At 31.7% G+C, this 23,316-nt stretch carries 26 protein-coding genes and 2 tRNA genes; 15 read left to right on the top strand and 13 right to left on the bottom strand.

Features of this window, described 5'->3' with window-relative positions:
* Positions 1 to 162 precede the first annotated feature (162 nt).
* Both Q0739_RS12815 and rpsT read left to right on the top strand, forming a co-directional pair.
* A tRNA-Glu gene (locus Q0739_RS12815) sits at positions 163 to 234 on the top strand.
* A 28-nt stretch (positions 235 to 262) separates the two neighbouring features.
* The gene (rpsT, locus tag Q0739_RS12810; protein WP_298239137.1) at positions 263 to 514 is read left to right on the top strand and encodes a 30S ribosomal protein S20; all 252 of its coding nucleotides are present in this window, start codon (positions 263 to 265) and stop codon (positions 512 to 514) included.
* 185 nt (positions 515 to 699) lie between these two features.
* Here rpsT and rho read toward each other — a convergent pair whose 3' ends face one another.
* Complete coding sequence (gene rho, locus Q0739_RS12805) at positions 700 to 2,295, bottom strand: transcription termination factor Rho (protein ID WP_298239136.1); 1,596 nt, start codon at positions 2,293 to 2,295, stop codon at positions 700 to 702.
* Positions 2,296 to 2,488: 193 nt separating this feature from the next.
* On the opposite strand from rho, the gene Q0739_RS12800 reads away from it, so the two are divergent.
* The gene (locus Q0739_RS12800) at positions 2,489 to 2,899 is read left to right on the top strand and encodes a DUF4293 domain-containing protein (RefSeq protein ID WP_298239135.1); all 411 of its coding nucleotides are present in this window, start codon (positions 2,489 to 2,491) and stop codon (positions 2,897 to 2,899) included.
* Positions 2,900 to 3,080: 181 nt separating this feature from the next.
* On the opposite strand, the gene Q0739_RS12795 is transcribed toward Q0739_RS12800, so the two are convergent.
* The gene (locus Q0739_RS12795; protein WP_298239134.1) at positions 3,081 to 3,575 is read right to left on the bottom strand and encodes a metallophosphoesterase family protein; all 495 of its coding nucleotides are present in this window, start codon (positions 3,573 to 3,575) and stop codon (positions 3,081 to 3,083) included.
* A gap of 103 nt (positions 3,576 to 3,678) precedes the next feature.
* On the opposite strand from Q0739_RS12795, the gene truA reads away from it, so the two are divergent.
* Positions 3,679 to 4,422: a tRNA pseudouridine(38-40) synthase TruA gene (truA, locus tag Q0739_RS12790; RefSeq protein ID WP_298239133.1), complete on the top strand. Its 744-nt coding sequence runs from the start codon at positions 3,679 to 3,681 to the stop codon at positions 4,420 to 4,422.
* Positions 4,423 to 6,189: an ABC transporter ATP-binding protein gene (locus Q0739_RS12785; RefSeq protein ID WP_298239132.1), complete on the top strand. Its 1,767-nt coding sequence runs from the start codon at positions 4,423 to 4,425 to the stop codon at positions 6,187 to 6,189.
* A gap of 2 nt (positions 6,190 to 6,191) precedes the next feature.
* Here the strand turns inward: Q0739_RS12785 and Q0739_RS12780 are convergent, their stop codons facing one another.
* The 4 genes from Q0739_RS12780 to folP all read right to left on the bottom strand — a co-directional run bounded on the left by Q0739_RS12780 (position 6,192) and on the right by folP (position 9,376).
* Positions 6,192 to 6,986: a DUF3667 domain-containing protein gene (locus tag Q0739_RS12780; protein WP_298239131.1), complete on the bottom strand. Its 795-nt coding sequence runs from the start codon at positions 6,984 to 6,986 to the stop codon at positions 6,192 to 6,194.
* A complete protein-coding gene (locus Q0739_RS12775; RefSeq protein WP_298239130.1) occupies positions 6,986 to 7,771 on the bottom strand; it encodes a diadenylate cyclase in 786 nt (261 codons plus the stop codon). The genes Q0739_RS12780 and Q0739_RS12775 overlap by 1 nt, the downstream gene beginning before the upstream one ends.
* Before the next feature lie 29 nt (positions 7,772 to 7,800).
* Complete coding sequence (locus tag Q0739_RS12770) at positions 7,801 to 8,439, bottom strand: hypothetical protein (RefSeq protein ID WP_298239129.1); 639 nt, start codon at positions 8,437 to 8,439, stop codon at positions 7,801 to 7,803.
* A gap of 100 nt (positions 8,440 to 8,539) precedes the next feature.
* Positions 8,540 to 9,376 (bottom strand): dihydropteroate synthase, encoded by an 837-nt coding sequence (gene folP / locus Q0739_RS12765; protein WP_298239128.1) that lies wholly within the window; start codon positions 9,374 to 9,376, stop codon positions 8,540 to 8,542.
* 125 nt (positions 9,377 to 9,501) lie between these two features.
* Between folP and Q0739_RS12760 the strand changes: the two genes are divergently transcribed.
* The 7 genes from Q0739_RS12760 (at position 9,502) to Q0739_RS12730 (ending at position 14,995) form a co-directional block, all read left to right on the top strand.
* The gene (locus Q0739_RS12760; protein ID WP_298239127.1) at positions 9,502 to 10,041 is read left to right on the top strand and encodes a DUF1599 domain-containing protein; all 540 of its coding nucleotides are present in this window, start codon (positions 9,502 to 9,504) and stop codon (positions 10,039 to 10,041) included.
* Positions 10,042 to 10,044: 3 nt separating this feature from the next.
* Positions 10,045 to 11,139, top strand: coding sequence for a BT_3928 family protein (locus tag Q0739_RS12755; RefSeq protein WP_298239126.1), 1,095 nt, complete (start codon positions 10,045 to 10,047; stop codon positions 11,137 to 11,139).
* A 53-nt stretch (positions 11,140 to 11,192) separates the two neighbouring features.
* Entirely contained in the window at positions 11,193 to 12,269 is a 1,077-nt protein-coding gene (locus Q0739_RS12750) for an ABC transporter permease (protein WP_298239125.1), read from the top strand.
* Positions 12,270 to 12,284: 15 nt separating this feature from the next.
* Entirely contained in the window at positions 12,285 to 12,767 is a 483-nt protein-coding gene (locus tag Q0739_RS12745; RefSeq protein ID WP_298239124.1) for a TlpA disulfide reductase family protein, read from the top strand.
* Between the two features lie 65 nt (positions 12,768 to 12,832).
* A complete protein-coding gene (tpiA, locus tag Q0739_RS12740) occupies positions 12,833 to 13,582 on the top strand; it encodes a triose-phosphate isomerase (protein ID WP_298239123.1) in 750 nt (249 codons plus the stop codon).
* Between the two features lie 235 nt (positions 13,583 to 13,817).
* Entirely contained in the window at positions 13,818 to 14,654 is an 837-nt protein-coding gene (gene prmA / locus Q0739_RS12735) for a 50S ribosomal protein L11 methyltransferase (protein WP_298239122.1), read from the top strand.
* Between the two features lie 65 nt (positions 14,655 to 14,719).
* Positions 14,720 to 14,995: an ATP-dependent Clp protease adaptor ClpS gene (locus tag Q0739_RS12730; RefSeq protein ID WP_298239121.1), complete on the top strand. Its 276-nt coding sequence runs from the start codon at positions 14,720 to 14,722 to the stop codon at positions 14,993 to 14,995.
* A gap of 7 nt (positions 14,996 to 15,002) precedes the next feature.
* Here the strand turns inward: Q0739_RS12730 and Q0739_RS12725 are convergent, their stop codons facing one another.
* The 6 genes from Q0739_RS12725 to Q0739_RS12700 all read right to left on the bottom strand — a co-directional run bounded on the left by Q0739_RS12725 (position 15,003) and on the right by Q0739_RS12700 (position 19,216).
* Complete coding sequence (locus Q0739_RS12725) at positions 15,003 to 15,269, bottom strand: heavy-metal-associated domain-containing protein (RefSeq protein WP_298239120.1); 267 nt, start codon at positions 15,267 to 15,269, stop codon at positions 15,003 to 15,005.
* Between the two features lie 36 nt (positions 15,270 to 15,305).
* Positions 15,306 to 16,718, bottom strand: a complete 1,413-nt coding sequence (locus tag Q0739_RS12720; RefSeq protein ID WP_298239119.1) for a rhodanese-like domain-containing protein — start codon at positions 16,716 to 16,718, stop codon at positions 15,306 to 15,308.
* Between the two features lie 67 nt (positions 16,719 to 16,785).
* Positions 16,786 to 17,577: a sulfite exporter TauE/SafE family protein gene (locus tag Q0739_RS12715; protein ID WP_298239118.1), complete on the bottom strand. Its 792-nt coding sequence runs from the start codon at positions 17,575 to 17,577 to the stop codon at positions 16,786 to 16,788.
* Positions 17,578 to 17,991 (bottom strand): DUF6691 family protein, encoded by a 414-nt coding sequence (locus Q0739_RS12710; RefSeq protein ID WP_298239117.1) that lies wholly within the window; start codon positions 17,989 to 17,991, stop codon positions 17,578 to 17,580.
* A gap of 2 nt (positions 17,992 to 17,993) precedes the next feature.
* On the bottom strand, positions 17,994 to 18,542 hold the full coding sequence (locus tag Q0739_RS12705; protein WP_298239116.1) for a YeeE/YedE thiosulfate transporter family protein: 549 nt from the start codon (positions 18,540 to 18,542) through the stop codon (positions 17,994 to 17,996).
* Positions 18,543 to 18,586: 44 nt separating this feature from the next.
* Positions 18,587 to 19,216: a Crp/Fnr family transcriptional regulator gene (locus tag Q0739_RS12700; RefSeq protein WP_298239115.1), complete on the bottom strand. Its 630-nt coding sequence runs from the start codon at positions 19,214 to 19,216 to the stop codon at positions 18,587 to 18,589.
* Between the two features lie 83 nt (positions 19,217 to 19,299).
* Here Q0739_RS12700 and Q0739_RS12695 point away from each other — a divergent pair.
* A tRNA-Arg gene (locus tag Q0739_RS12695) sits at positions 19,300 to 19,373 on the top strand.
* Positions 19,374 to 19,549: 176 nt separating this feature from the next.
* A complete protein-coding gene (locus tag Q0739_RS12690) occupies positions 19,550 to 20,017 on the top strand; it encodes a c-type cytochrome (protein WP_298239114.1) in 468 nt (155 codons plus the stop codon).
* A gap of 347 nt (positions 20,018 to 20,364) precedes the next feature.
* Here the strand turns inward: Q0739_RS12690 and Q0739_RS12685 are convergent, their stop codons facing one another.
* Entirely contained in the window at positions 20,365 to 21,768 is a 1,404-nt protein-coding gene (locus Q0739_RS12685) for an outer membrane protein transport protein (RefSeq protein WP_298239113.1), read from the bottom strand.
* 295 nt (positions 21,769 to 22,063) lie between these two features.
* Between Q0739_RS12685 and Q0739_RS12680 the strand changes: the two genes are divergently transcribed.
* Positions 22,064 to 23,308 carry an FAD/NAD(P)-binding oxidoreductase gene (locus Q0739_RS12680; RefSeq protein WP_298239112.1) on the top strand — a complete coding sequence of 415 codons (1,245 nt, stop codon included), beginning with the start codon at positions 22,064 to 22,066 and terminating at the stop codon, positions 23,306 to 23,308.
* The last annotated feature ends 8 nt before the right edge of the window (positions 23,309 to 23,316 follow it).

The raw sequence follows: 23,316 nt of genomic DNA, 5'->3' as shown, positions 1-23,316 counted from the left end.
AATATGTGCAAAACAATTTTTTTTAAAAAAAGATTATATAGGTCTTGCAACATTTAAAAATAGTTGTATTTTTGCATCCGCAATGGAAACGTTGTACGTTATTTGAAACGATTGCAGGTTTAGATTTTAAAAAATTTATATTTGCGCACTCAAAAAAATAATGGCCCGTTCGTCTATCGGCTAGGACGCCAGGTTTTCATCCTGGTAAGAGGGGTTCGATTCCCCTACGGGCTACAATTAAAAAATTAAGAAAAAAAATAAAATGGCAAATCATAAGTCAGCATTAAAAAGAATTAGAAGTAACGAAGCAAAACGTTTAACTAACAAGTATCAGCATAAAACGACTCGTAATGCGATTAAAAAATTACGCGAGTTAACTGATAAGAAAGAAGCTGAAAAAATGTTTCCTTCTGTAGTTTCTATGTTAGACAGATTAGCAAAGAAAAACGTTATTCATGCAAATAAAGCTGCGAACCTTAAATCTGGTTTAGCAAGTCACATTGCTGCGCTTTAATTAGATTAAAGTTTTAAAATATATGAAAGCTTCTCAGAAATGAGAGGCTTTTTTTTGTTTACTATTTCTAGAAATGAATTTAAATAGGGAAAAGAGTATTTCTAAAATTTAATTTTAAAAAAAAGCCCTAACCAATTTATTGGTTAAGGCTTTCAAAGTTTGAAGTTAGTTATTCTGTTTTTTAATTATCCATTCATAGAAATTAAAAACTCTTCGTTATTTCTAGTTTGCTTGAAACGTTCATTAATGAATTCCATAGCTTCAACAGGATTCATGTCTGCAAGATATTTTCGCATTACCCACATGCGCTGTATTGTGTTTGCGTCTAATAGAATATCATCACGACGTGTACTTGAAGATGTTAAGTCGATAGCAGGGAAAATTCTTCGGTTAGATATTTTTCTATCTAATTGAAGTTCCATGTTACCTGTTCCTTTAAATTCTTCAAAAATAACCTCATCCATTTTAGATCCCGTTTCTGTAAGTGCTGTCGCAATAATAGTTAGTGATCCTCCATTTTCGATGTTACGAGCTGCTCCAAAGAATCGTTTTGGTTTATGCAATGCATTGGCATCTACACCACCACTTAATATTTTACCAGAGGCAGGTTGTACAGTATTGTATGCTCTTGCTAAACGAGTAATAGAGTCTAAAAGAATGACAACATCATGTCCGCATTCTACCAATCGTTTTGCTTTTTCTAAAACAATATTGGCAATTTTTACGTGTTCATGTGCTTCTTTATCAAAAGTAGAAGCAATAACTTCGCCTCGTACATTACGTTGCATATCTGTTACTTCTTCAGGACGTTCATCAATTAGCAATATCATTTGATATACTTCTGGATGATTTGCTGCTATGGCATTTGCAACATCTTTTAATAACATGGTCTTACCAGTCTTTGGCTGCGATACAATCATACCACGTTGTCCTTTTCCAATAGGAGAGAACAAGTCCATAATTCTAGTAGAAATGGTGCTTTGTTTTTCTGCCAATGTAAATTTTTCCTGAGGGAATAGAGGCGTTAAATGCTCGAAAGACACACGGTCTCGTACTACATTTGGACTCTGCCCATTAATTTTACTCACCTTAATTAAAGGAAAATATTTTTCTCCTTCTTTTGGTGGGCGTACATGCCCTAAAACTGTGTCTCCAGTTTTTAAACCAAATAATCTAATTTGTGATTGAGATACATAAATATCATCTGGTGATGATAAGTAATTATAATCTGAGGATCTTAAAAAACCATAACCATCTTGCATAATGTCTAAAACGCCTTCACTTTCAATAATAGCGTCAAATTCATAATCTGGCTCGCGATAGCGATTTCTTCCATCTTTATTTCCTCTATCTACATTGCCGTTTTTTTGGTTTTTATGCTGATTTTTATGCTGAGGATTGTTGTCTCTTTTTTGGTTTTGTTTGTTTTGCCCATCCTTATTATTATCATTAGAAGGTCGAGGGTTAGGCTTATGGACAGGCTTTTTTTCTTCCTTAACTATTTCAGCCACTGTTACTTCTGGTGTTATAGTTTCTTTGGCTTTATCCACAGTAGTGTTTTTAACTGGAACCTCTCTTTGCACTCGTTGTCTTGGTTTTCTCTCTGGTTTTTCTGGTGCAACTGCAGATGTAACTGCTTTTGGGTCTGCAGCTTGTTGATCTAATATTTGGTATACTAAATCTAATTTTTTAAGCGTACGGTACTTTGGAACGTTTAATTTTTTTGCAATCTCCTGTAAATCAGTGAGTTTCTTTTCTTTTAATTGTGAAATTTCAAACATTTATGTTTAATTGGATATATTGAATATTTTATTTTGAATACAAACTTGAGTTATTCTGAAAAAAATGATTTTATTCTGAAGAAATAACCGCTTGTTATTGCGATTGTTGTGAATTATTACTGCAATTATACAACTTTATTTTAATTTTTAGCATTAATTCTATTATTTTTGCGGTCTAGTTTTTAAAAATTATATGCTACAACGTATTCAAACTATTTATCTTTTATGTGCCGCTGGTGTTTCAGCAGGATTAATTTATGTGTTTGAGTTATGGATATCATCTAATGATATTAAGGTGTTTGCAGATGATATTAATTATGTTTTTGCTGCATTCTTAGTATCAGCTTTCTTTTCAATTGTAGCCATATTTAGATATAAGAATAGGAAGTCCCAATTTATATTGGGACGACTTAACATCATATTAAACTTTTTTTTACTAGGATTTTTTGTATATCAATCTCTAAATATATCTGGAGAAACGGCGGTTTCTGAGAAAGGTATTGGGATGCTTCTTCCTATCATTTCTATCGTATTTTTGGCTTTAGCCAATAAGGCCATCAAGAAGGATGAAGATCTTGTAAAATCTGTAGATAGATTACGATAAACCTAACATCTTAGTAGTATTAGTGCGTAAGCCCAAGGTGAAAACCTTGGGTTTTTTTGTCTCTTTGAGGATTATCGAAATGTTTCCCTCCTAAAAAGGAGGGATTAAGGGAGGTGTTTACATTAAACTATTTAGAAAATGAGTATTCGCCTTTCTTCAAGGAAGTTCAAGGGAAGTTTTTTTATCTTTTATTAAATTCTATTACCTCTAAGTTTTCAATTTTTTTACCATCAATTGTAAAACGTAGCATTGTTCGCTTTTTATGAAGACCATGCTTTCCAACGGCTCCGGGGTTCATATGAAGTAAATTTAACTTCTTATCTGGCATAACTTTTAAAATATGTGAATGACCACTTATAAATAGTTTGGGCGGGTTCGCTTTTATCTCTTCTCTAACCCTAACGTTGTATGCATTTGGATATCCACCAATATGAGTTATCCAAACATCAACATCTTCACACATAAAGCGATTGTTTTCTGGGTACTCGACTCTTATTTTAGCGTCATCAATATTGCCATATACTCCCTTAAGCGGTTTAATTTTTTTTATAGCATCGGTAACTTTTAAATTACCTATATCGCCAGCGTGCCAAACTTCATCGGCTTCTTTTACATATTTTAAAATATCTTCATCAATGTAACTATGAGTATCTGAAAGAAGCAATATTTTTTTCATCCTTTTATTTCTGCCCAAACTTTTAATATATAATTAAGATTACCTTTTTAAAAGGAATCACAAAACTATCTATCTTTGCGTTTTTACAAAAGTATTAAACAAATTGCGATATTTTATTGAGCTTTCTTATAATGGTGGTGCTTATCATGGATGGCAAAATCAACCCAATGCAATTTCTGTTCAGGAAGTTGTTGAGAAAGGGTTAACAACATTATTAGGCGAAAAAGTAGCCATAATGGGAGCTGGTAGAACTGACACAGGTGTTCACGCTCAACAAATGTTCGCACATTTTGATACTGAAAAAACTTTTGAAACGTCAAATCTAATTTTTAAGTTAAATTCATTTTTAGAAGAAGATGTTGCTATTAAAAATATTTTTAGAGTAAAAGAAGAGGCACATGCACGTTTTGATGCACTAAGTAGAACCTATTTATACAGAATTTGCCTGAGTAAGAATGTATTTGAATACAATAATGCGTATTATGTTAAACAAGCTTTGAATTTAGAAAAAATGAAAGAAGCTTCACGTGTTTTATTAGAGTATAAAGATTTTCAATGCTTTTCTAAAAATAAAACCGATGTTAAAACGTATAATTGTAATATAATGAAGGCAGAGTGGGTTTATAAAAACGATGAACTTCATTTTGTAATTCAGGCAGACCGATTTTTACGCAATATGGTACGGGCTATTGTAGGAACGTTGATAAATATAGGTTTAGGAAAAATTAATATAGAAGATTTACATAACATTATAAAATCTAAAAGTAGGAGTGAAGCTGGTTTTTCGGTTCCAGCTCATGGCTTATATTTAACAAAAATTGTATATCCAAAAGAGATAAGAATATAAATGACGAAGAAAAAAGAAAATATTTTTGACTTTAAGTTGTTTAAACGACTATTTCAATACATAAAGCCTTATAGAGGAGTCTTTTTTGGGCTTATTGTATTGGTAATTTTATTGGCTGGTTTAAGTGCTTCAACACCTTATATAACAAAATTTGCTATTGATGATAGTATAGCAAGTAAAGAATCAAAGGATTTTCTTTTTTACATACTAATTTTGCTAGCAGTTTTAATGATGCAAACGGTATTTCAGTTATCATTTATTTATTATGCAGCTTTTCTAGGGCAAAACTTAGTCATGGATGTAAGGGTAAAACTTTTTGATCATTTACTTCGATTTAAAATGAAGTATTTCGATAATTCTTCCGTAGGAGTTTTAATAACAAGGGCTGTGACAGATATGGAGCGTATTGCTGATATTTTTGGTCAAGGACTATTTATGATTTTTAGGGATTTATTGACAATGACCGTAGTCTTTGCTGTGATGTTTTATATTAATTTGAAATTGAGCCTCATTGTTTTTATCATGCTTCCTATTTTGTTATATGCAACACGTATATTTCAAAAGTATATGAAAAGAGCTTTTGAAGAAGTAAGGACAGAAGTTTCTAACTTGAATTCATTTGTTCAAGAACGGTTAACGGGAATGAAAATTTTGCAGCTTTTTACGCGTGAAAAAATAGAGTATAAAAATTTTAAAAATATAAATGAACGTCACAAAAAAGGGTGGTTAAAAACGGTTTGGTATAATTCCATTTTCTTTCCTATAGCCGATTTGTCTGGTTCTATAACCATTGGGCTTGTAGCGTGGTATGGAGGTTTAAATGTGGTTTTGCAAGGCACAGTTTCAGAAGGGGATTTAATAGCTTTTATAATGTTTATTCCTATGCTTTTTAGACCGCTTCGTCAAATAGCCGATAAGTTTAATACGCTTCAAATGGGAATGGTAGCGGCAACAAGAGTCTTTAAAGTGCTAGATACTACATCTCAAATTGATGATACTGGAACACATGTTGCAGAACACTTTAAAGGTACTATAGAATTTAAAAATGTGCATTTTAGTTATGTTAAAGATGAGGAAGTATTAAAAGGGATATCGTTTAATGTAAATGCAGGAGAAACCATTGCTATTGTTGGAGCAACTGGAGCTGGTAAATCGACTATAATTAATCTATTGAATCGTTTTTATGAAATTAATGCTGGTGAAATTGTAGTTGATAACACGAATATTAAAGACGTTACTTTGTCTTCTTTAAGAACCCAAATAGCTGTGGTATTACAGGATGTGTTTTTATTTGCAGATACTATTTTAAATAATATTACACTCAATCATCCAGAAATTACTGAAGTAGAAGTACACCAGGCAGCTAAAGATATTGGTATACACGATTTTATTAAAACACTTCCAAACGGTTATCATTATAATGTGAAAGAGCGTGGTGTTATGTTATCTTCTGGACAGCGACAGCTTATTTCTTTTTTAAGAGCTTACGTTACCAACCCAAGTATTTTAGTTTTAGATGAGGCCACATCTTCAGTAGATTCATATTCTGAGCAACTAATCCAAAATGCTACCGATAAAATTACAAAGGGTAGAACCTCTATTGTTATAGCTCATCGTTTGGCGACTATAAAAAAAGCTGATAAAATTCTAGTTATGGATGCTGGTGAAATTGTTGAGCAAGGTACTCATAATGAATTACTTAAAAAGGCAAATGGTTATTACAAAAATTTGTACGAGGTTCAGTTTTTGCAAGAAGAAGTAGCTTAACTTTACTTTGCAGCCTTTTGAGCTTCAATAATATTCTTAAAAAAATCTGGCCCTTCAATTAAAAACATGATTCCCAAAATTGCTATGACTATAACTATATATAAGAATATAAATATAGCAACAAAAAGTAATGTTCTAATAACAATGTCTGTAAATGAAAGCTTGTACAAACGTTTTAAGCAATAAGCAGAATACAAAATTTGTAAAGGTAAATTGATGTAAGCAAGTTGCCCTATGGAAGTACCTGTCATTACGCCAACAAGGTTTAATATAGTTCCTAAAATAGAAAGTTGAGCTAGTATGTACATAAAAATCACTATGTGTTCAGTATAGTTGAACTCTTTTCGGTTAAAAAAAACCAACCTTGAAATAATGCCATATCCTGGAACAAAGAGCATCATAACTATAGACATGTTCTCTTGAATTGTTTGAAAAATACTATTGGACATATTTTTACTTGCACCAAACGTAAGATTCGATAAATCTATAGATTCAGGGAAATATTTTTTTAAAATAAACCATTCAAGACCTGTTATAGTAAGAGCTAAAGCAAAATAATTAATAACATTCACATATTTTTTTCGTGTACCTTTAATATAACTACCAATAACGTTTTCAGGTTTTGTTATAAGTGTTATAAAAGTTTGGAGGAATTTATTATCGTAATTTAAAAAAGTTTCGCCAAAGTGTTCGAAAAGATTTCTAAGTGTTAATCTATTACGAATTATTTTGCCTCCACAAGCATTACAGTAATTGCTTTCTGTTGATAGTGAAGTATTACAGTTTTTACAATGCATTAAACTAAATCGTTCTTTATCAATTGGTTTAGTTGATTGTTGTCTTCAAAAACAACAAACTCACCATCTTTTATATATGAAATATGCCCTGTTTCCTCACTAACAACAAGTGCTAAAGCATCTGTTTTTTCGGTAATGCCAATGGCAGCTCTATGTCGTAAACCAAAACGTTGAGGTATGTTTTTTTCGTTATTAACAGGAAGAATAACTCTGGTAGCTTTTACAACATTATTACTAACAATTATGGCGCCATCATGCAGCGGACTATTTTTAAAAAAGATACTTTCTATAATTGGCTGTGTAACTTTAATATTCATTTCGTCGCCAGAAGAAGATAAAAAATCAAGGTTATTGTTTCGTTCTAAAACAATAAGTGCACCTGTTTTAGACATAGACATTTTGCTACAAGCCGAAATAATAGCGTCAACATCGGTTTCATTAAGTGTTTCCGTTTTTAGAAAGCTAAATTGCTTTAAAAATTTTCGCCTTCTATTAAAATTGGTAGAGCCAACCATCAACAAAAATTTCCTTATTTCTGGTTGAAAAACGACTATAAGGGCAATGATTCCTACTTTCATAAAACCACCAAAAATGCCTGTTAGCAGTTCCATGTTTAAGAAATCTGTAAGCCTCCAAGCTCCGTAAATTATTATAATTCCAATAAAAATATTGATGGCTACTGTACCTTTTACAAGTTTGTAAAGATAATAGAGTAGTAGCGCCACAAGAACAACATCGATAATATCTACTACTGTGAATTTTAAAAGGTCATCAAATATTTCCAATGGTGGTGGGTTTTGGTAAATTTATGAAATTACTGCGAATCTATTATAAATTCGTGATTTGATATTTTAGCATGACCTAAATCAAAACTTTTTAATTTCGATTTGATTCGAATATAGTCTTGAAAACTTAGATTTTTATTATAGCCAATATCTACTTTTATGTTTCCATAATGCAATAAGTCTGATTTTATTCCATTAAGCAAATCATTTTCGTTTGTCAAATATCTAGTTCCACATTTACCAGTATCGAAATGCACAGGAATTGAGTCTAAAGAAATTAATTCGAGATAAATTATTTGATCGATCTTTTCCCTTTCTTTTTTTGAATATTTTTCGTAAAAATCTCTAACGGTTTGGTTGGAATACATGATATCTGTAAACTCAATAAATCCAAGATTCTTTCTACTTGTATCATTACAAGTAAAATAGTTTTTAGCATTCTTATTTTTATGGCTTGAATTCGCCTTTTTTTCCTGCAGAAACTTAATATGCGGAATTACTTGTTTTAATGTTAAACGTTTATCTACATTTATTAACCAGTTTGTTGTGCTAATTAAGTTTTTTCTATTCAGCTCAACACTGTCGGGTTTAGTTTCATCATAAAATAAATAGGCCGCAGAAACATCATTTAATTCTGTGATGTTTGAATGACTTATTTCTGGTAGCAATATAATTTTTTCTTTTCCGCAGGAAAAAATAAGAAATGTTAGAAAAATTAGCTTAACAGTTTTTCTCCTAAAAGGGAGGGAGTAAGGGAGGTGTAAACAATTAATTTTCATAAGGAGGTCTTAATGATTCAACCAATTTGATACATTCCATCGCTTCTTTAACATCATGCACCCTTAAAATGGAAGCACCTTTTTGAAGCGCAACAGTATTTAAAATTGTAGTGCCATTCAAAGCTTCTTCGGCTGAGGTTTTTAGAGTTTTATATATCATTGATTTTCTTGATATTCCAGCAAGAATTGGTTTGTCGATTATCTTTAGTAATTCGAATTTGCTGAGCAGCTCATAATTCTGTTCTAAAGTTTTAGCAAACCCAAAACCAGGATCGACTATAATATCTATAATTCCTAACGATTTAGCTATAGCAATTCTTTCAGAAAAATAATAGATTATGTTTTTAATTAAATCATCATAATTCGTCTGTAGTTGCATGGTTTGAGGGGTTCCACGCATATGCATCATTATATATGGAACGTTTAAACTTGCAACAGTTTGAAGCATATTGTTATCTAATTTACCAGCAGAAATATCATTAATCATAGCTGCACCAGCTTTTACAGAAGCTTCGGCAACTTTACTTCTAAAAGTATCTATTGATAATAACGCTTCTGGAAAAGTTTTAAGAATTAAATTTACAACAGGAATAATTCGTTTTAGTTCTTCATCTTCATGAACATGATTGGCATTAGGCCGGGAGCTGTAAGCACCAATATCTATAAAGGTAGCACCTTGGTTAAGCATCGATTCGGTATGTTTTAAAATAGCCGTTTCGTTTTTATGTTTACCGCCATCGTAAAAAGAATCTGGAGTAATATTTAAGATTCCCATGACTTTTGGTGAAGCTAAATCAATTATTTCTCCTTTACAATTTATAGTCATTTATACAGTTTTCTAGGGTGTTTGTACATAGTTTAAAACTTTAAACATTAAACTTTGAACTTTCTAATTATTTATGCGAAATTTACGGAAAATTGAAATAGAAAAAATCAAAATGAGTTCAACATATGCAAGATACCTCAAAACAATATAATGCCGTCATCGATACGTGCAAAAGTTTATTTATTAAGAAAATGTCCGATTACGGTAGTGCATGGAGAATATTACGATTACCATCGTTAACAGATCAAATTTTTATTAAAGCACAGCGTATTAGAGGTCTGCAACAAAACGATGTTAGAAAGGTAGATGAAGGTGAAGTAAGCGAATTTATTGGTATTATAAATTATTGCGTCATGGCTTTAATTCAGTTAGAAAAAGGAGTTGTTGAAACACCAGATATGACTACAGAGGAGGCAACTAACCTTTACGAAGAAAAAGTTGCAATTACCAAACAACTTATGATGGATAAAAATCATGATTATGGTGAAGCGTGGCGCGATATGCGAGTTAGCAGTTTAACCGATTTAATTTTGCAAAAACTCTTACGCGTAAAGCAAATTGAAGATAATAAAGGAAAAACATTGGTAAGTGAAGGTGTTGATGCTAATTATCAAGATATGATTAATTATGCTGTTTTTGCTATGATTCATTTAAATGAAAACTAAAATATGAAAGCAATAGTAAGCATATCAAGAATATTAGTAGGTGTATTATTTATATTCTCTGGTTTTATAAAGCTCAATGATCCATTAGGGTTCTCGTATAAACTTCAAGAATATTTTAGTCAAGATGTTTTAAATATTCCTTCTTTGGAACCTTATGCATTAATGATTTCGATTTTTGTTGTTGTATTCGAAGTTGTATTAGGCGTCTTTTTACTTATAGGCTATAAGCCTAAATTTACAGTTTGGAGCCTTTTAGGGATGATTGTTTTTTTTACATTCCTAACTTTTTATGCTGCTTATTTCGAAAAAGTAAAAGACTGCGGATGTTTTGGTGATTTCTTAAAGCTTAAACCTTGGGAAACCTTTTGGAAAGATGTTATTCTCTTAGTTTTTATTGTTATACTCTTTTTTGGAGTTAAGCACATAAAACCCATATTTGGAAAACTACCCACAACAGTATTAGCACTTTTGGGATTCATTTTAAGTTTATGGTTTGGTTATCATGTATTAATGCACCTGCCTTCAATAGATTTTAGAGCTTATAAAATTGGTAACAATATTAAAGAAGGTATGGAAATTCCTGAGGATGCTCCTAAACCTATTCAAGAGTACAGTTGGAAATTTAATATTGGTGGAGAAGAAAAGGTTATTAAAACAAATGGTCAATACCCTTCTGTGGATGGTGATTTTGTTAGTGTAGAAACCAAAGTTATACAAGAAGGCTATACACCACCTGTTGTAGATTTTTCTATTGAAAGTAACGATGAAGATCTAACTTCACACTATCTAGAGCAAGAAAACTTAATTGTGGTCGTTTCATATAGTCTCGAAAAAATTGAAAGCGATGGTGCTTTAAAGTTAAGAGAATTGCAAAATCAAGCTATTAAAAAGGGTTATACAATTATTGGCTTAACAGCATCTGGAGACGAGGCAAAACAGCATATTAAAGAGGCTTATAATGTTGATTTCGATTGGTATTTATGCGATGAAAAAGCATTAAAGACTGTAGTGCGTGCTAATCCAGGGATTTTAGAATTAGCTCATGGTACAGTAAAGCAAAAGGTACATTGGAATGATATTGGTGATTTAAAATTATAGTTTTTGGTTTTAGTTCTCATATAAATAAACACATCAACAATTAAACTTTTTTATTGATAAACTATCTGCTAAATAAAATAACGTATTCCTTACTCACATTATTTGGAGTAGTGACCGTTATTTTTCTTTTATTTAATGTACTTCCAGGAGATCCTGCACAAATGATGCTTGGACAAAATGAAGATAGCGAGCAGTTAGCTTTAGTAAAACAGAAATATGGTTTTGATAAGTCTATTTCTACACAATACCTTTATTATCTTAACGATTTGTCTCCAGTTTCTTTTCACTCAAATAATGATGCAGATTATACATTTTTAAAAGCAGGAAAATACACTGCAACCAAATTGTTTTCAATTGGAGGTACGACCACAGTATTAAAATTACCTTATTTAAGAGAGTCTTTTACAAAACAAGGAAAACAAGTAAGTCAGGTTTTAAAAGAAACACTCCCTAATACTTTCGTATTGGCTATTGCAGCCATAGTAATTGCCATTATTTTTGGTGTCTTTTTAGGAGTTATTTCTGCTTTGTTTAAGGATAATTGGTTAGATAAAACGATTCAGGTTTTAAGCACACTAGGTATGAGTATACCATCATTCTTTAGTGCTATTTTATTTGCTTGGTTTTTTGGCTATCTGCTTCATAAATACACCAATTTAGAAATGACAGGAAGTCTTTATGAATTGGACGATTTTGGTGAAGCAATGCATATAAAATGGAAAAATTTAATATTACCAGCAATCGTATTAGGTATTCGTCCATTAGCGGTGGTTATTCAATTAATGCGCAATTCTTTATTAGAAGTTTTTAATCAAGATTATATAAGAACGGCAAGAGCAAAAGGACTTAGTGAATTTCAAATTATTAAAAGGCATGCGGTAAAAAACGCATTAAATCCAGTTGTTACAGCAATTTCAGGTTGGTTTGCATCCATGTTGGCAGGAGCAGTTTTTGTGGAATATATTTTTGGTTGGAATGGTCTCGGAAAAGAAATTGTTAATTCTTTAAACACACTTGATTTACCAGTAATTATGGGAGCAGTTTTAATTATTGCAACTATGTTTGTAATTATCAATATTTTTGTCGACCTAATCTATGTTTGGTTAGATCCAAAAGTTAAATTGCAATAGCAAATTATGAAAAAAATGAGTTATATAATATTACTATTAGTCAGTTTTTTAAGTTGTAATACTGTAGAGCCTACGAAGTTTTCACCAGAAGCTCTAAATGATACCTTTACTACTTTAGAAGGCAATCAAGTAACTTTAAAATCAATTTTAAAAAAGCATAAAGGCAAAACTATTGTAATAGATATTTGGGCTTCTTGGTGTAGCGATTGCATTAAAGGTATGCCTAAAGTAAAAGCACTACAAAAAGATTATACCGATGTGGTTTACCTGTTCTTTTCATTAGATAGAGGAGAAGACCGTTGGAAACGCGGTATAAAAAAGTATGGTGTAGAAGGAGAACATTATTACATGCAAGATCAAAAGAAATGTGACTTTGGCGATTTTGTAAATATTAGTTGGATTCCTAGATACATGGTTATAAATAAAGCTGGCGAAATCGTTGTATTTAATGTTATTGAAGCTGATGATGATAAGTTAATAAAAGCTCTAAGAAATTAAGTATTTTTGCATTGAATTAGTAAATACTTAAATACCTTCTTTTATAGAAGAAAAAATCAATATTTATGAGAAAACAAATTGTTGCCGGAAACTGGAAAATGAATAACGATTTAGCGCAGACTGAAGCGTTGTTGTCAGATTTAAAAAAGCAAAACCAATCTTCAAATGCAGAAGTAATGGTAGCACCTACTTTTACAAATTTATATCATGCATTCGAAGCATTAAGAACTTCAAATATTGAAGTTGTAGCTCAAAACATGCATTTTGCAGCTAACGGTGCTTATACTGGAGAAATTAGTGCTAGTATGTTAAAAAGTGTAGGTGTAGAAACCGTTATTTTAGGTCATAGCGAGCGTCGCGAATATTTTAATGAAACTGATGAGCTACTAGCTAAAAAAGTAGATGCAGCCTTAGCAAATAGTATGCGTATTATTTTTTGTTTTGGTGAAGAATTAGCAGACAGAAAATCTGGTAATGAAGAAGCTGTTGTTGGTGGTCAAATTAAAAATGCGTTATTTCATTTAGAAGCAGCGGCATTTCAAAACATTGTATTGGCTTATGAGCCAGTTTGGGCTATTGGCACTGGCGAAACTGCAAGTCCAGAGCAAGCGCAAGATATGCATGCATTTATAAGAAAGACATTAGCAGATAAATATGGTAATAATATTGCAGACGAAGTGTCAATTCTTTACGGTGGTAGTGTAAAACCAGCAAACGCTGAAGAAATTTTCTCAAAACCAGATGTTGACGGCGGTTTAATTGGTGGTGCATCGCTTAATGCAGAAGATTTTTACGCAATAGTAAACGCGTTTTAATTAAAAATAGTTTTTTCATTTCCATGAAGATGGAATCTGTATAAATTTTTATGGCCTTACCCACGTTTAACACGTGGGTTGCGCCTTACGTTACAAGTCCTTGAGCACCCTGGTAATGGGGCTCCCAGTGGGATTTTATTCATGCATTTCTATTTTATATGAATGAATTCATGAACATAAATGTTTCACTACAATCGCTAACGCGGGCTTACCCGTAAATTATATTTCTCAAGCAATGTCTAATACTATTTACATTGGTTATTACTTTAAAGTACAACCCATACAACCCGGAGTAGAAATTCTTATAGCAGAATTAGGATACGCTGGTTTCGAAAGTTTTGTAGAAACTGATGAAGGGGTAACAGCCTATATTCAAAAAGTAGAATGGAATAAATCAATTCTTGATGATATTCAAATATTAAAATCTGGAGAATTCAATATTACTTACACTTTTGAAGATATCGAACAAACTAATTGGAATGCTGAATGGGAAAAGAATTTTAATCCCATAGTTGTAGATAATGTTTGTGCTGTTCGCGCACCGTTTCATGAAAAATTTGACACTGAATATGATATCATCATAGAGCCAAAAATGAGTTTTGGTACAGGGCATCATGAAACAACTCATATGATGATTCAACATATTATAAAAAATGACTTTACAAATAAGTCGGTTTTAGATATGGGCTGTGGAACGGGTGTTTTAGCAATTTTAGCAGAAATGAAAGGAGCAACTGCTATAGATGCCATAGATTATGATAATTGGTGTTATTTAAACAGTTTAGAAAATGTAGAACGTAATAATTGTGAGAACATTACAGTTATAGAAGGTGATGCATCGGTATTAGGAAAGAATACTTACGACATTATTATAGCCAATATCAATCGGAATATTTTATTACAAGATATGGAAATTTATGTTTCTTGTTTAAATAAAGGAGGCAGCCTATTTTTAAGCGGGTTTTATAATGATGATATTCCAATAATTCAAGGTTTATGTGAAAAATATCTGTTAAAATTTCAAGAAAAGTTAGAAAGAAATAATTGGGTTTCATTAAAATTTTTAAATTAGTAGTATAATTACAAAAAATATTAATAATAATTTTCCCCTTTGGAAAATGTCTGAAAGACAATAGGATGAGTTCACAAGAAAAAACATCGGTAGAATTATTACTTCAAGAAGAAGTGTCAACACAAAACGAAATTGTTTTATACAATGACGATGTTAATACATTCGATCATGTTATTGAAACGTTAATCTATGCATGTGAGCATACTTCAGAACAAGCAGAGCAATGTTCCTTAATAGTTCATTATAAAGGTAAATGTACTGTTAAAACGGGTTTGTACGACGATTTAAAACCACGTTGTTCCATGCTATTGGAGGCTGGTTTAAGTGCCGAAATTGTTTAAAATCTAATTATTTTATTCTCCCAATTGCGCAACTTACAAAAGACTTTGCTTTAGTTGTTAATGCATTTTTTTCTCCTACAACAGGGTATCCAATAATAGAAAGAAGCTCTTTTACTTTATCTGCAGTAGCTTCGTTTTCATATTGAAAAGATAAAGTGTTAGTGTCTGTATAAACCTTTAATTCTGTGATACCTTCTAAACTAGAAACCTTTTTGGTAATGGTATTAGCACAACCAGAACATTTTAGGTTTTGTATTTCTAAAGTTGTTTTCATTTTATATTTCTTTATCAACTTGATATCAAAAATTACTTATAAAGTTGAAGGGCAAACAAACTCTGTAGTTGGTAAATCTGTTTTTTTCATGGCTCCAAAACCACCTGCGACATCTATTAAGTTCTTAAAGCCACGAGCTTTAAGTATAGAAGCTGCAATTACAGATCGATAACCACCTGCACAATGAATGTAATATGTTTTCCTTACATCAATTTTATTCATGTTATCATTTATATAATCTAAAGCAAAGTGCTGCACAGAATTTCCATCTAAATGTTCCGATTTGTATTCACCATCTTTTCTAACATCTAAAACATGAATGCTTTTGTCCTTAAACACATTCTTAAAGGTGTTAACCGAAATAGAGTCTAAAGTTTCTATATCTCTTCCAGAAGCTACCCAAGCTTCAATACCGCCTTCTAAATAGCCAAGTGTGTTATCATACCCTACACGAGATAATCTAGTAACAGTTTCTTTTGCTTTACCTTCTGGAGCTACTAATAAAATAGGTTGTTTTAAGTCTGTAATTAAAGCACCTACCCAAGGTGCAAACCCACCATGGATGCCAATAAAAATGGAGTTTGGAATATGGCCCTTTATAAAATCTTTTTCATGTCTTACATCCAGCACTAAAGCATTTCCTTCGTTTGCTAAATGTTCAAAGGCTTCAGGGGTTAACGCATTGTCTCCCTTTTTTAAAACTGTTTCAAAAGTATCATACCCAGATTTATTCATCATCGCATTTTTTGCAAAATACTGTGGTGGTGGCGCTATGCCATCAAGAACTTCTTCAATAAATTCTGCTTTGGTCATATCTGCTCTTAATGCGTAATTTGTTTTTTTCTCATCACCTAAAATTCCAATGGTTTCTTTGCTCAAATTTTTTCCGCATGCAGAACCAGCACCATGAGCGGGATAAACAATAACATCGTCTGCTAATGGCATTATTTTATTCCTAAGCGAATCGTAGAGCATTCCTGCTAAATCTTCTTTTGTTAGGTCAGACTTTATGGCTAAATCGGGCCTTCCAACATCGCCTAAAAACAAAGTGTCTCCAGAAAAAATAGCATAATCTTTTCCAGATTTATCAATTAATAGGTAAGTAGAAGACTCTAATGTATGTCCCGGTGTGTGTAAAACTTTTATAGTAATATTTCCTAATTTAAATTTTTCTTCATCCTTAGCACAATGTATATCGTAATTGGTTTCTGCCCCTGGCCCATAAACAATTATAGCACCAGTTTTTTTTGCTAAATCTACGTGACCAGAAACAAAATCGGCATGAAAATGTGTTTCAAAAATATATTTAATTTTTGCATTTTCTCTATTGGCTTTATCTACATATTGTTGGGTTTCACGAAGCGGATCAATTATCGCAACTTCTCCATTAGATTCTATGTAATAAGCACCTTGTGCTAAACAGCCTGTATATATTTGCTCTATTTTCATTTTAAAAAAGTATCATTCAAAAATAATAAATCATATTGGGTTGATTTGTGATTTTTGTCACATTACTTTAATTGGTTTCTTTATATATAATATAAACAGCCATTATTAAAGTGAAAAATCCAAAACTTTTTTTAAGTTTTTTACCACTAATAAATTTTGACAGAAATACACCCAAAATAATGCCAACTATAGATATTAGTGTAAACGATAAAAGGAATACCCAATCTATCTCTAAGGTTTGAATATCGCCAATAAAACCAATTAATGAGTTGATGGTAACTATTATTAATGATGTGCCAACTGCTTTTTTCATTGGAATATTTGCCCAAATTACAAGTGCTGGTACATATAAAAATCCACCTCCTGCGCCTATAAATCCTGTAATTGTTCCTATAACTATTGCTTGAATAAAAGTTTTGTAATATGCTTGCTTTTCTTTTAGTGAACTATTGTCTGTTTTATTTTTAATCATAGAATAGGACGCTATAATCATTATGATTGCAAAAAAGATCATAATTCCCATTTCTTTAGTAAATGTAAAATCATCAATATTAAAAAGTCTATCAGGAATATTAGGTACCAAATATCTTCGCGAAAGATAAACTGCTATAAACGATGGAAAAGAAAAAGCAAAACCCGTTTTAAAGTCTACCAACCCTTTTTTGTATTTCTGAAACGTGCCAACCATGGATGTAGTGCCAACAACAAATAGAGAATAGGCAGTAGCAACTATTGGATTATAGCCTAGTAAGTACACCAATATAGGCACTGTTAAGATGGATCCGCCTCCTCCAATTAATCCTAGTACTAATCCTACTATTAACGCACCAATATATCCAAATAGTTGGGTGTTATCCATTTAATGAGGGAGTTTGTTTTTTAAGACGCCATATATAAAAGTGCCCAATATGGCAGCAGCAATTACAATAAACATGCTAAAAACACCTGTGCCTAATAATATATACATGGGACCAGGACATGTGCCTATTAATGCCCATCCTAGACCAAAAATAATGCCTCCAACGAAGTATCTTGTAATACCTTTTTCTTTTTTAGGGACAAAAATATTGGCTCCTTTTATACTTTTAATATAACCTCTTTTTGAAAACTGTAAAAATAAAATACCACTCACAATTGCAGTGCTTATAATACCATACATGTGGAAAGATTGAAATCTAAACATCTCATAAATTCTATACCAAGAAACAGCTTCAGATTTAACTAGTATAATTCCAAAGAAAACACCAACAAGCAAAAATTTTAAGTATTTCATATTTAAAATATTAGAGGTAAAATAATATTAGTCATAATTAGGCCACCAATAAAGAATCCAATAACTGCAATAAGCGATGGTTTTTGTAAACTGCTAAGGCCAGAAATAGCGTGGCCAGAGGTGCATCCGCCAGCATACCGTGTTCCAAACCCAACAAGTAGACCTCCAGTTATTAAGATTAGTAATTCTTTTATTGAACTTAACTTAAATATTTCATCTGGAACTAAGGAAACCCCTGAGTTTTTAAATCCCATTTGTTGTAGTTCTGTAATCGTAGTAGAATTTAGATTAGTAATACTATTATTGCTTAAATATTGGGTAGCTATGAAACCTCCAATAATGGCACCAATAACAACAGTTATGTTCCAAGATTGATCTTTCCAGTTCATTTTAAAAAAATTTATGCGCTTTCCAGCACCCAAAATGGTACACATCGTACTTAAATTAGAAGACATGCCAAAGGTTTTTCCAAAATATAAAAGCAAGGCCATTATAATGGCTATTAATGGGCCAGATATATACCACGGCCAAGGGTTTAATATGTATTCCATAATAGTTTAGTCTAAATATCTTGTTAAGTTTTAGATGAATAAGTTTATAAAACCACGATTTTATTTCTGCCAAGATTTATTTTATTCTCGTTTTCAAGTTGCTTAAGAAGTCTTGATATAACAACTCGAGAAGTATGTAAATCTTCAGCAATATCTTGGTGCTTCATTAAAATAGTATTAGAGCTATTTAGTACCGTTTTGTTGACTAGGTATTTGTGTAAACGCTCATCCATTTTTAAAAACGCAATACTATCAATAGCATCAAGCATTTCATCAAAACGAATCTGATAACTACTCAAAATAAAGTTACGCCAACTCTCATTATTATGAAACCATTCTTGCATCTTTTGTACAGGTATCATAACGAGGCTAGAATCTTGCTCTGCAACGGCTCTTATTTTACTTTTTGATGTCCCCATACAGCAAGTAAGTGACATGGTGCAAGTTTCACCAGCTTCTAAGAAATAAATAAGTAAATCATTTCCTTGGTCATCTTCTCTTAGTATTTTAATATGGCCACTTAATAAGAGTGGTATATTTTCTAATGGTTGATCAATATCTATAATTATATCATCTTTTAAAAAAGATTTATACGTACCAACATTTGCAATTTCATTTAAAAGATTGCTATCGAGGGTATGATTAAATTTTTGATGTAATATTTCATTAGTCATGGTTCAAAAATACGGATTTATAAATTTGAAATAAATTGTTTGTTAAAGTTTTAATTAATAGTATATTTGCACCCATTAAAAACGGCCACGTGGCGCAACTGAATAGCGCACTTGATTACGGCTCAAGAGGTTGCAGGTTTGAATCCTGCCGTGGTCACAGACAAAGACTTTAATATTCTTTTTATGAATATTAAGGTCTTTTTTTATTTCCATTATTTTGTAAAATTTATCGTGTAAAGTTTCGACTTTTTAAATGTTAATAATCCATCTGTAACTTAGGTTACGTTAAATTTTATTATGAGTTGGTATCTTTGATTGTATAATACAAAATTTATGAAACCTCTTATCTTATTAACCGCTTTGGTGTTTGTAGTTAGTTGCCAGAAGACAAAAAAATACCCGCCTTTTGTACAGCATAATAATCAAGAAATACATCCTGGTAAAAAGCTTATGGAGAACCAATGTAATATATGCCATAGCGCAACTGCAAGTCATGATGAAAGATTAGCGCCACCAATGATAGCAGTAAAAAAACGATATATCTTAGAGGGAACAAATAAAGAAGATTTTATTAACGATATCTATGCTTGGTTTGAAAATCCAACAGAAGCTAATGCAAAAATGTATGGTGCTGTGAAAAGATTTGGATTAATGCCCAAGCTTGAAGTTTCTGAGGAAAAGTTAAAACAAATTTCAGATTATATATATGATAATGATATAGAGAAACCAGATTGGTTTGATAAACATTATAACGAGCAAAGAAAGAAAGGGTTCTTACTAAGAAAAGAGATAATAAACTAATGATATTAAAATAAAAAAAATGTATTTGTTAACTGATTAATAGCATGGTTGGTTGGTCGATTAAAGTAACATATGTCTTTTGCTTGTTTTTAATTAATTGAAGGAGATAAAGGCGCTTTGTTTTTTGATTGATTGTTAAGAGGCTGTCTAAAAAGTCTTTATAGTTTGATTTGTTAGGTTGAGCCTGTCGAAACTGATATTGATTATCAGTATAAGTTAAAAATATTTCGACAAGCTCAATATGATATCGAACTTACTTTTTAAACAGCCTCTTTTTATCTAAATTATTTAATAACCCCATAAACATTAATTACAGTTTATGGGGTTATTATTTTGGGATAATAAATTTATTTGTTAAATGTATAACTAATACCAAATTGTATCATTGAGGTTGTCATATCGTAAGATACAAACGACCCTGAAACAGCTCCTGTAGGATTTCCTGAAGAAATATTACGAGGGTTTAATAATGGACCTTCGGTCGCTCCGTTACTATCTCCATAATGGTAAACGGCATCAATGTTCCAAGTTTTATTTACCTTATAACTTAAACCAAATTGGTAAGCATTTTTAATAATTGCTGTGGCAGGAACATTAAAAAACGCAATATCCTCTGGAATAGGGTTAGAACTGTAAGTATAGCCAAAACGAAGAGGTAATTTAGCAATGCCTTTATACTGTAACCCTGCAGAGATAATGGATATATTCTCCCACCCAAATCCAGCTACAGAAGGTAACATGTTTTGATCTATTGTCCAACCTGTTTCAGCAAAACCATCTGTATTTTCATAATCAACACGTCTAAAATCTAGCGCTAAATCAATATCTCCTTGTGAATATCCCAATCCAAGAGAGAAAATAGCAGGATAATCCATTTGGAATTTATTTTTAGCAGTGGTATTGTCTGGATATGTATTATCGAATTCAAATTCACTAAATTTTTGTGCTGTTTTATAGGATGCTCCTAGTTTTAATCCTAATCCTGAATCATAGAACACTCCAAATTGAGCACCAAAACCAATAGCTGTTGCACTATCTGTGTTTGGATATCCAAACATATTAGGTTTTGCAGTTGGATTAGGTGCTAGTTCTAATGCAGCATAATCTATATTTGGCTGAATACCAATAGAGAACTTATCGGTTATTTCATAAGCATAAGATAATCCTACTTGTAATAACATGTAATCAGATTCTATATGTCCAAACCCCTGTGCGGCTTGTGGGTAATTAATGGGATTAGAATTACCTATAGGGTTAAAATTTGGGTTTGGATTACCTTGTGAGTCTACAGGAGCATTATTGTCTTGTGGAAATGTTACACCAAAGCCACTAATGCCAAAAGCAGAAACACCAAAAGTATGTTTGCTATCTTCTTTTCCCCAAAGCATGGCTAAAGCAGGCATTGGAGACATACCTCTATCATCTTTAGTTATTCCAGAGACTGGAGGAGCACCAGGAGAACCAGGGCCAAAATCTCCTGGTTGCCATAGAATATTAGCAGGTAAACCAGAACTTAATTCTGGAGAAGAAAAGAATAAACCAACATCAAGCTTTATAATTTTGTCGTTAAAAGCAGATATGGCAGCAGGGTTCCAATGTAAAGCTCCAGAAATATCTAGTGGTTGTGCTGTTGAAGCTCCCCCCATAGACATGTTTACGGCTCCTGCACCTTGCATAATGTGACCAGCTTGCGAAAAAGCTACTGGCGAAAAAAATAATAGTAATAATAGGTTTATTAGTTTAGTTTTCATAATAAAAAGTATTTAAGAACATCGTAAAAAAATAGTTGTCTTTTAGTTCTTTTTACAAGATGTTATTGTTTCTAATATTTAAACAAAGCTACTTTTAGAAGGTATCTTTAACTATGATAATTATCACTTTTTATATTTTATTTTGAGGGTCATTGTTATTTTATTACCCGTGTAACCTTTGTTACACAAGGGTTTACATGATTTTTGTCATATTATTTATATGCTAATTCGTTTACTTTTACCAAAGAAATAAACTACTCTAGAAATTTTAATAGGAAGTTTAAAATTAAATAAAATGAAAAATTTAATAATATTAGGGGCTGGAACTTCTGGAACTATGATGGCAAATCATTTGGTTTCTAAACTCCCAAAAAAAGATTGGAGCATTACAATTATCGATCAATATAAAACACATTATTATCAACCAGGGTTTTTATTTCTTCCATTTGATACCTATACAGAAGATCAAGTAAAAAAAGTTGGTAAAAAGTTTATTCCCAAAGGCGTTAATTATATTCAAAAAAAAATAGATAAAATTTTACCAGTAGATAATCAAGTCGTTCTTGAGGATGAAACCTTAGATTATGACCTATTAATTATTGCTACAGGATCTAAAATTGTACCAGAGGAAACCGAAGGTTTATTAGGACCACTATGGAAAAAAGATATATTCGATTTTTACACGTTTGAAGGTGCTTTAGCATTACGAAATAAATTGCGTGAATGGGATGGTGGGAAACTGGTTATACACATAACAGAAATGCCTATTAAATGCCCAGTAGCACCTTTAGAATTTGCGTTTTTGGCTGATTCTTATTTTACTAAAAAAGGCATGAGAGATAAAGTAGAAATTACTTATGTTACGCCTTTGTCTGGGGCTTTCACAAAGCCTACCTGCTCTAAATCATTAAGCTATCTTTTATCTGAAAAAGGAATCCATATGGAAGCTGATTTTGCAATAGAAAGAGTAGACAATGAAAAAAAAGAAATTGTTGATTACGGAGATAAAACAATCCCGTTTGATTTATTAGTAACAGTTCCCACAAATATGGGTGATGAGCTTATTGAACGCTCTGGTTTGGGAGATGATTTAAACTTTATTCCAACACATAAGCATACCTTACAATCTATAGAACACGAAAACATATTTGTAATTGGTGATGCGACCAATGTGCCAGCTTCTAAAGCAGGATCTGTAGCACACTTTCAAGCTGAAACTTTAACCGATAACATTCTTTTATATATAAAAGGATATACCTTAAAAGAAGAATTTGATGGACATGCAAACTGCTTTATAGAGACCGGAAATAACAAGGCTTTACTTATTGATTTTAATTATAATACAGAACCAGTACATGGAACTTTCCCTTTTCCAAAAATCGGACCTCTAAAATTATTAAAAGAAAGTATTTTTAATCACTGGGGAAAATTGGCTTTTAGATGGATTTATTGGAATATGCTTTTAAAAGGTATTGCCATTCCATTTGTTTCAAGGAATATGAGTTTTAAAGGAAAAATATTTGATATAAAAAGGAATTAATTAAAACA

It is taken from the genome of uncultured Algibacter sp. (assembly GCF_947487605.1).
Taxonomy (GTDB): domain Bacteria; phylum Bacteroidota; class Bacteroidia; order Flavobacteriales; family Flavobacteriaceae; genus Algibacter_D.
Note: the sequence above shows the minus strand (reverse complement) of the source record. Positions and strands in the feature narration are given on the sequence as shown.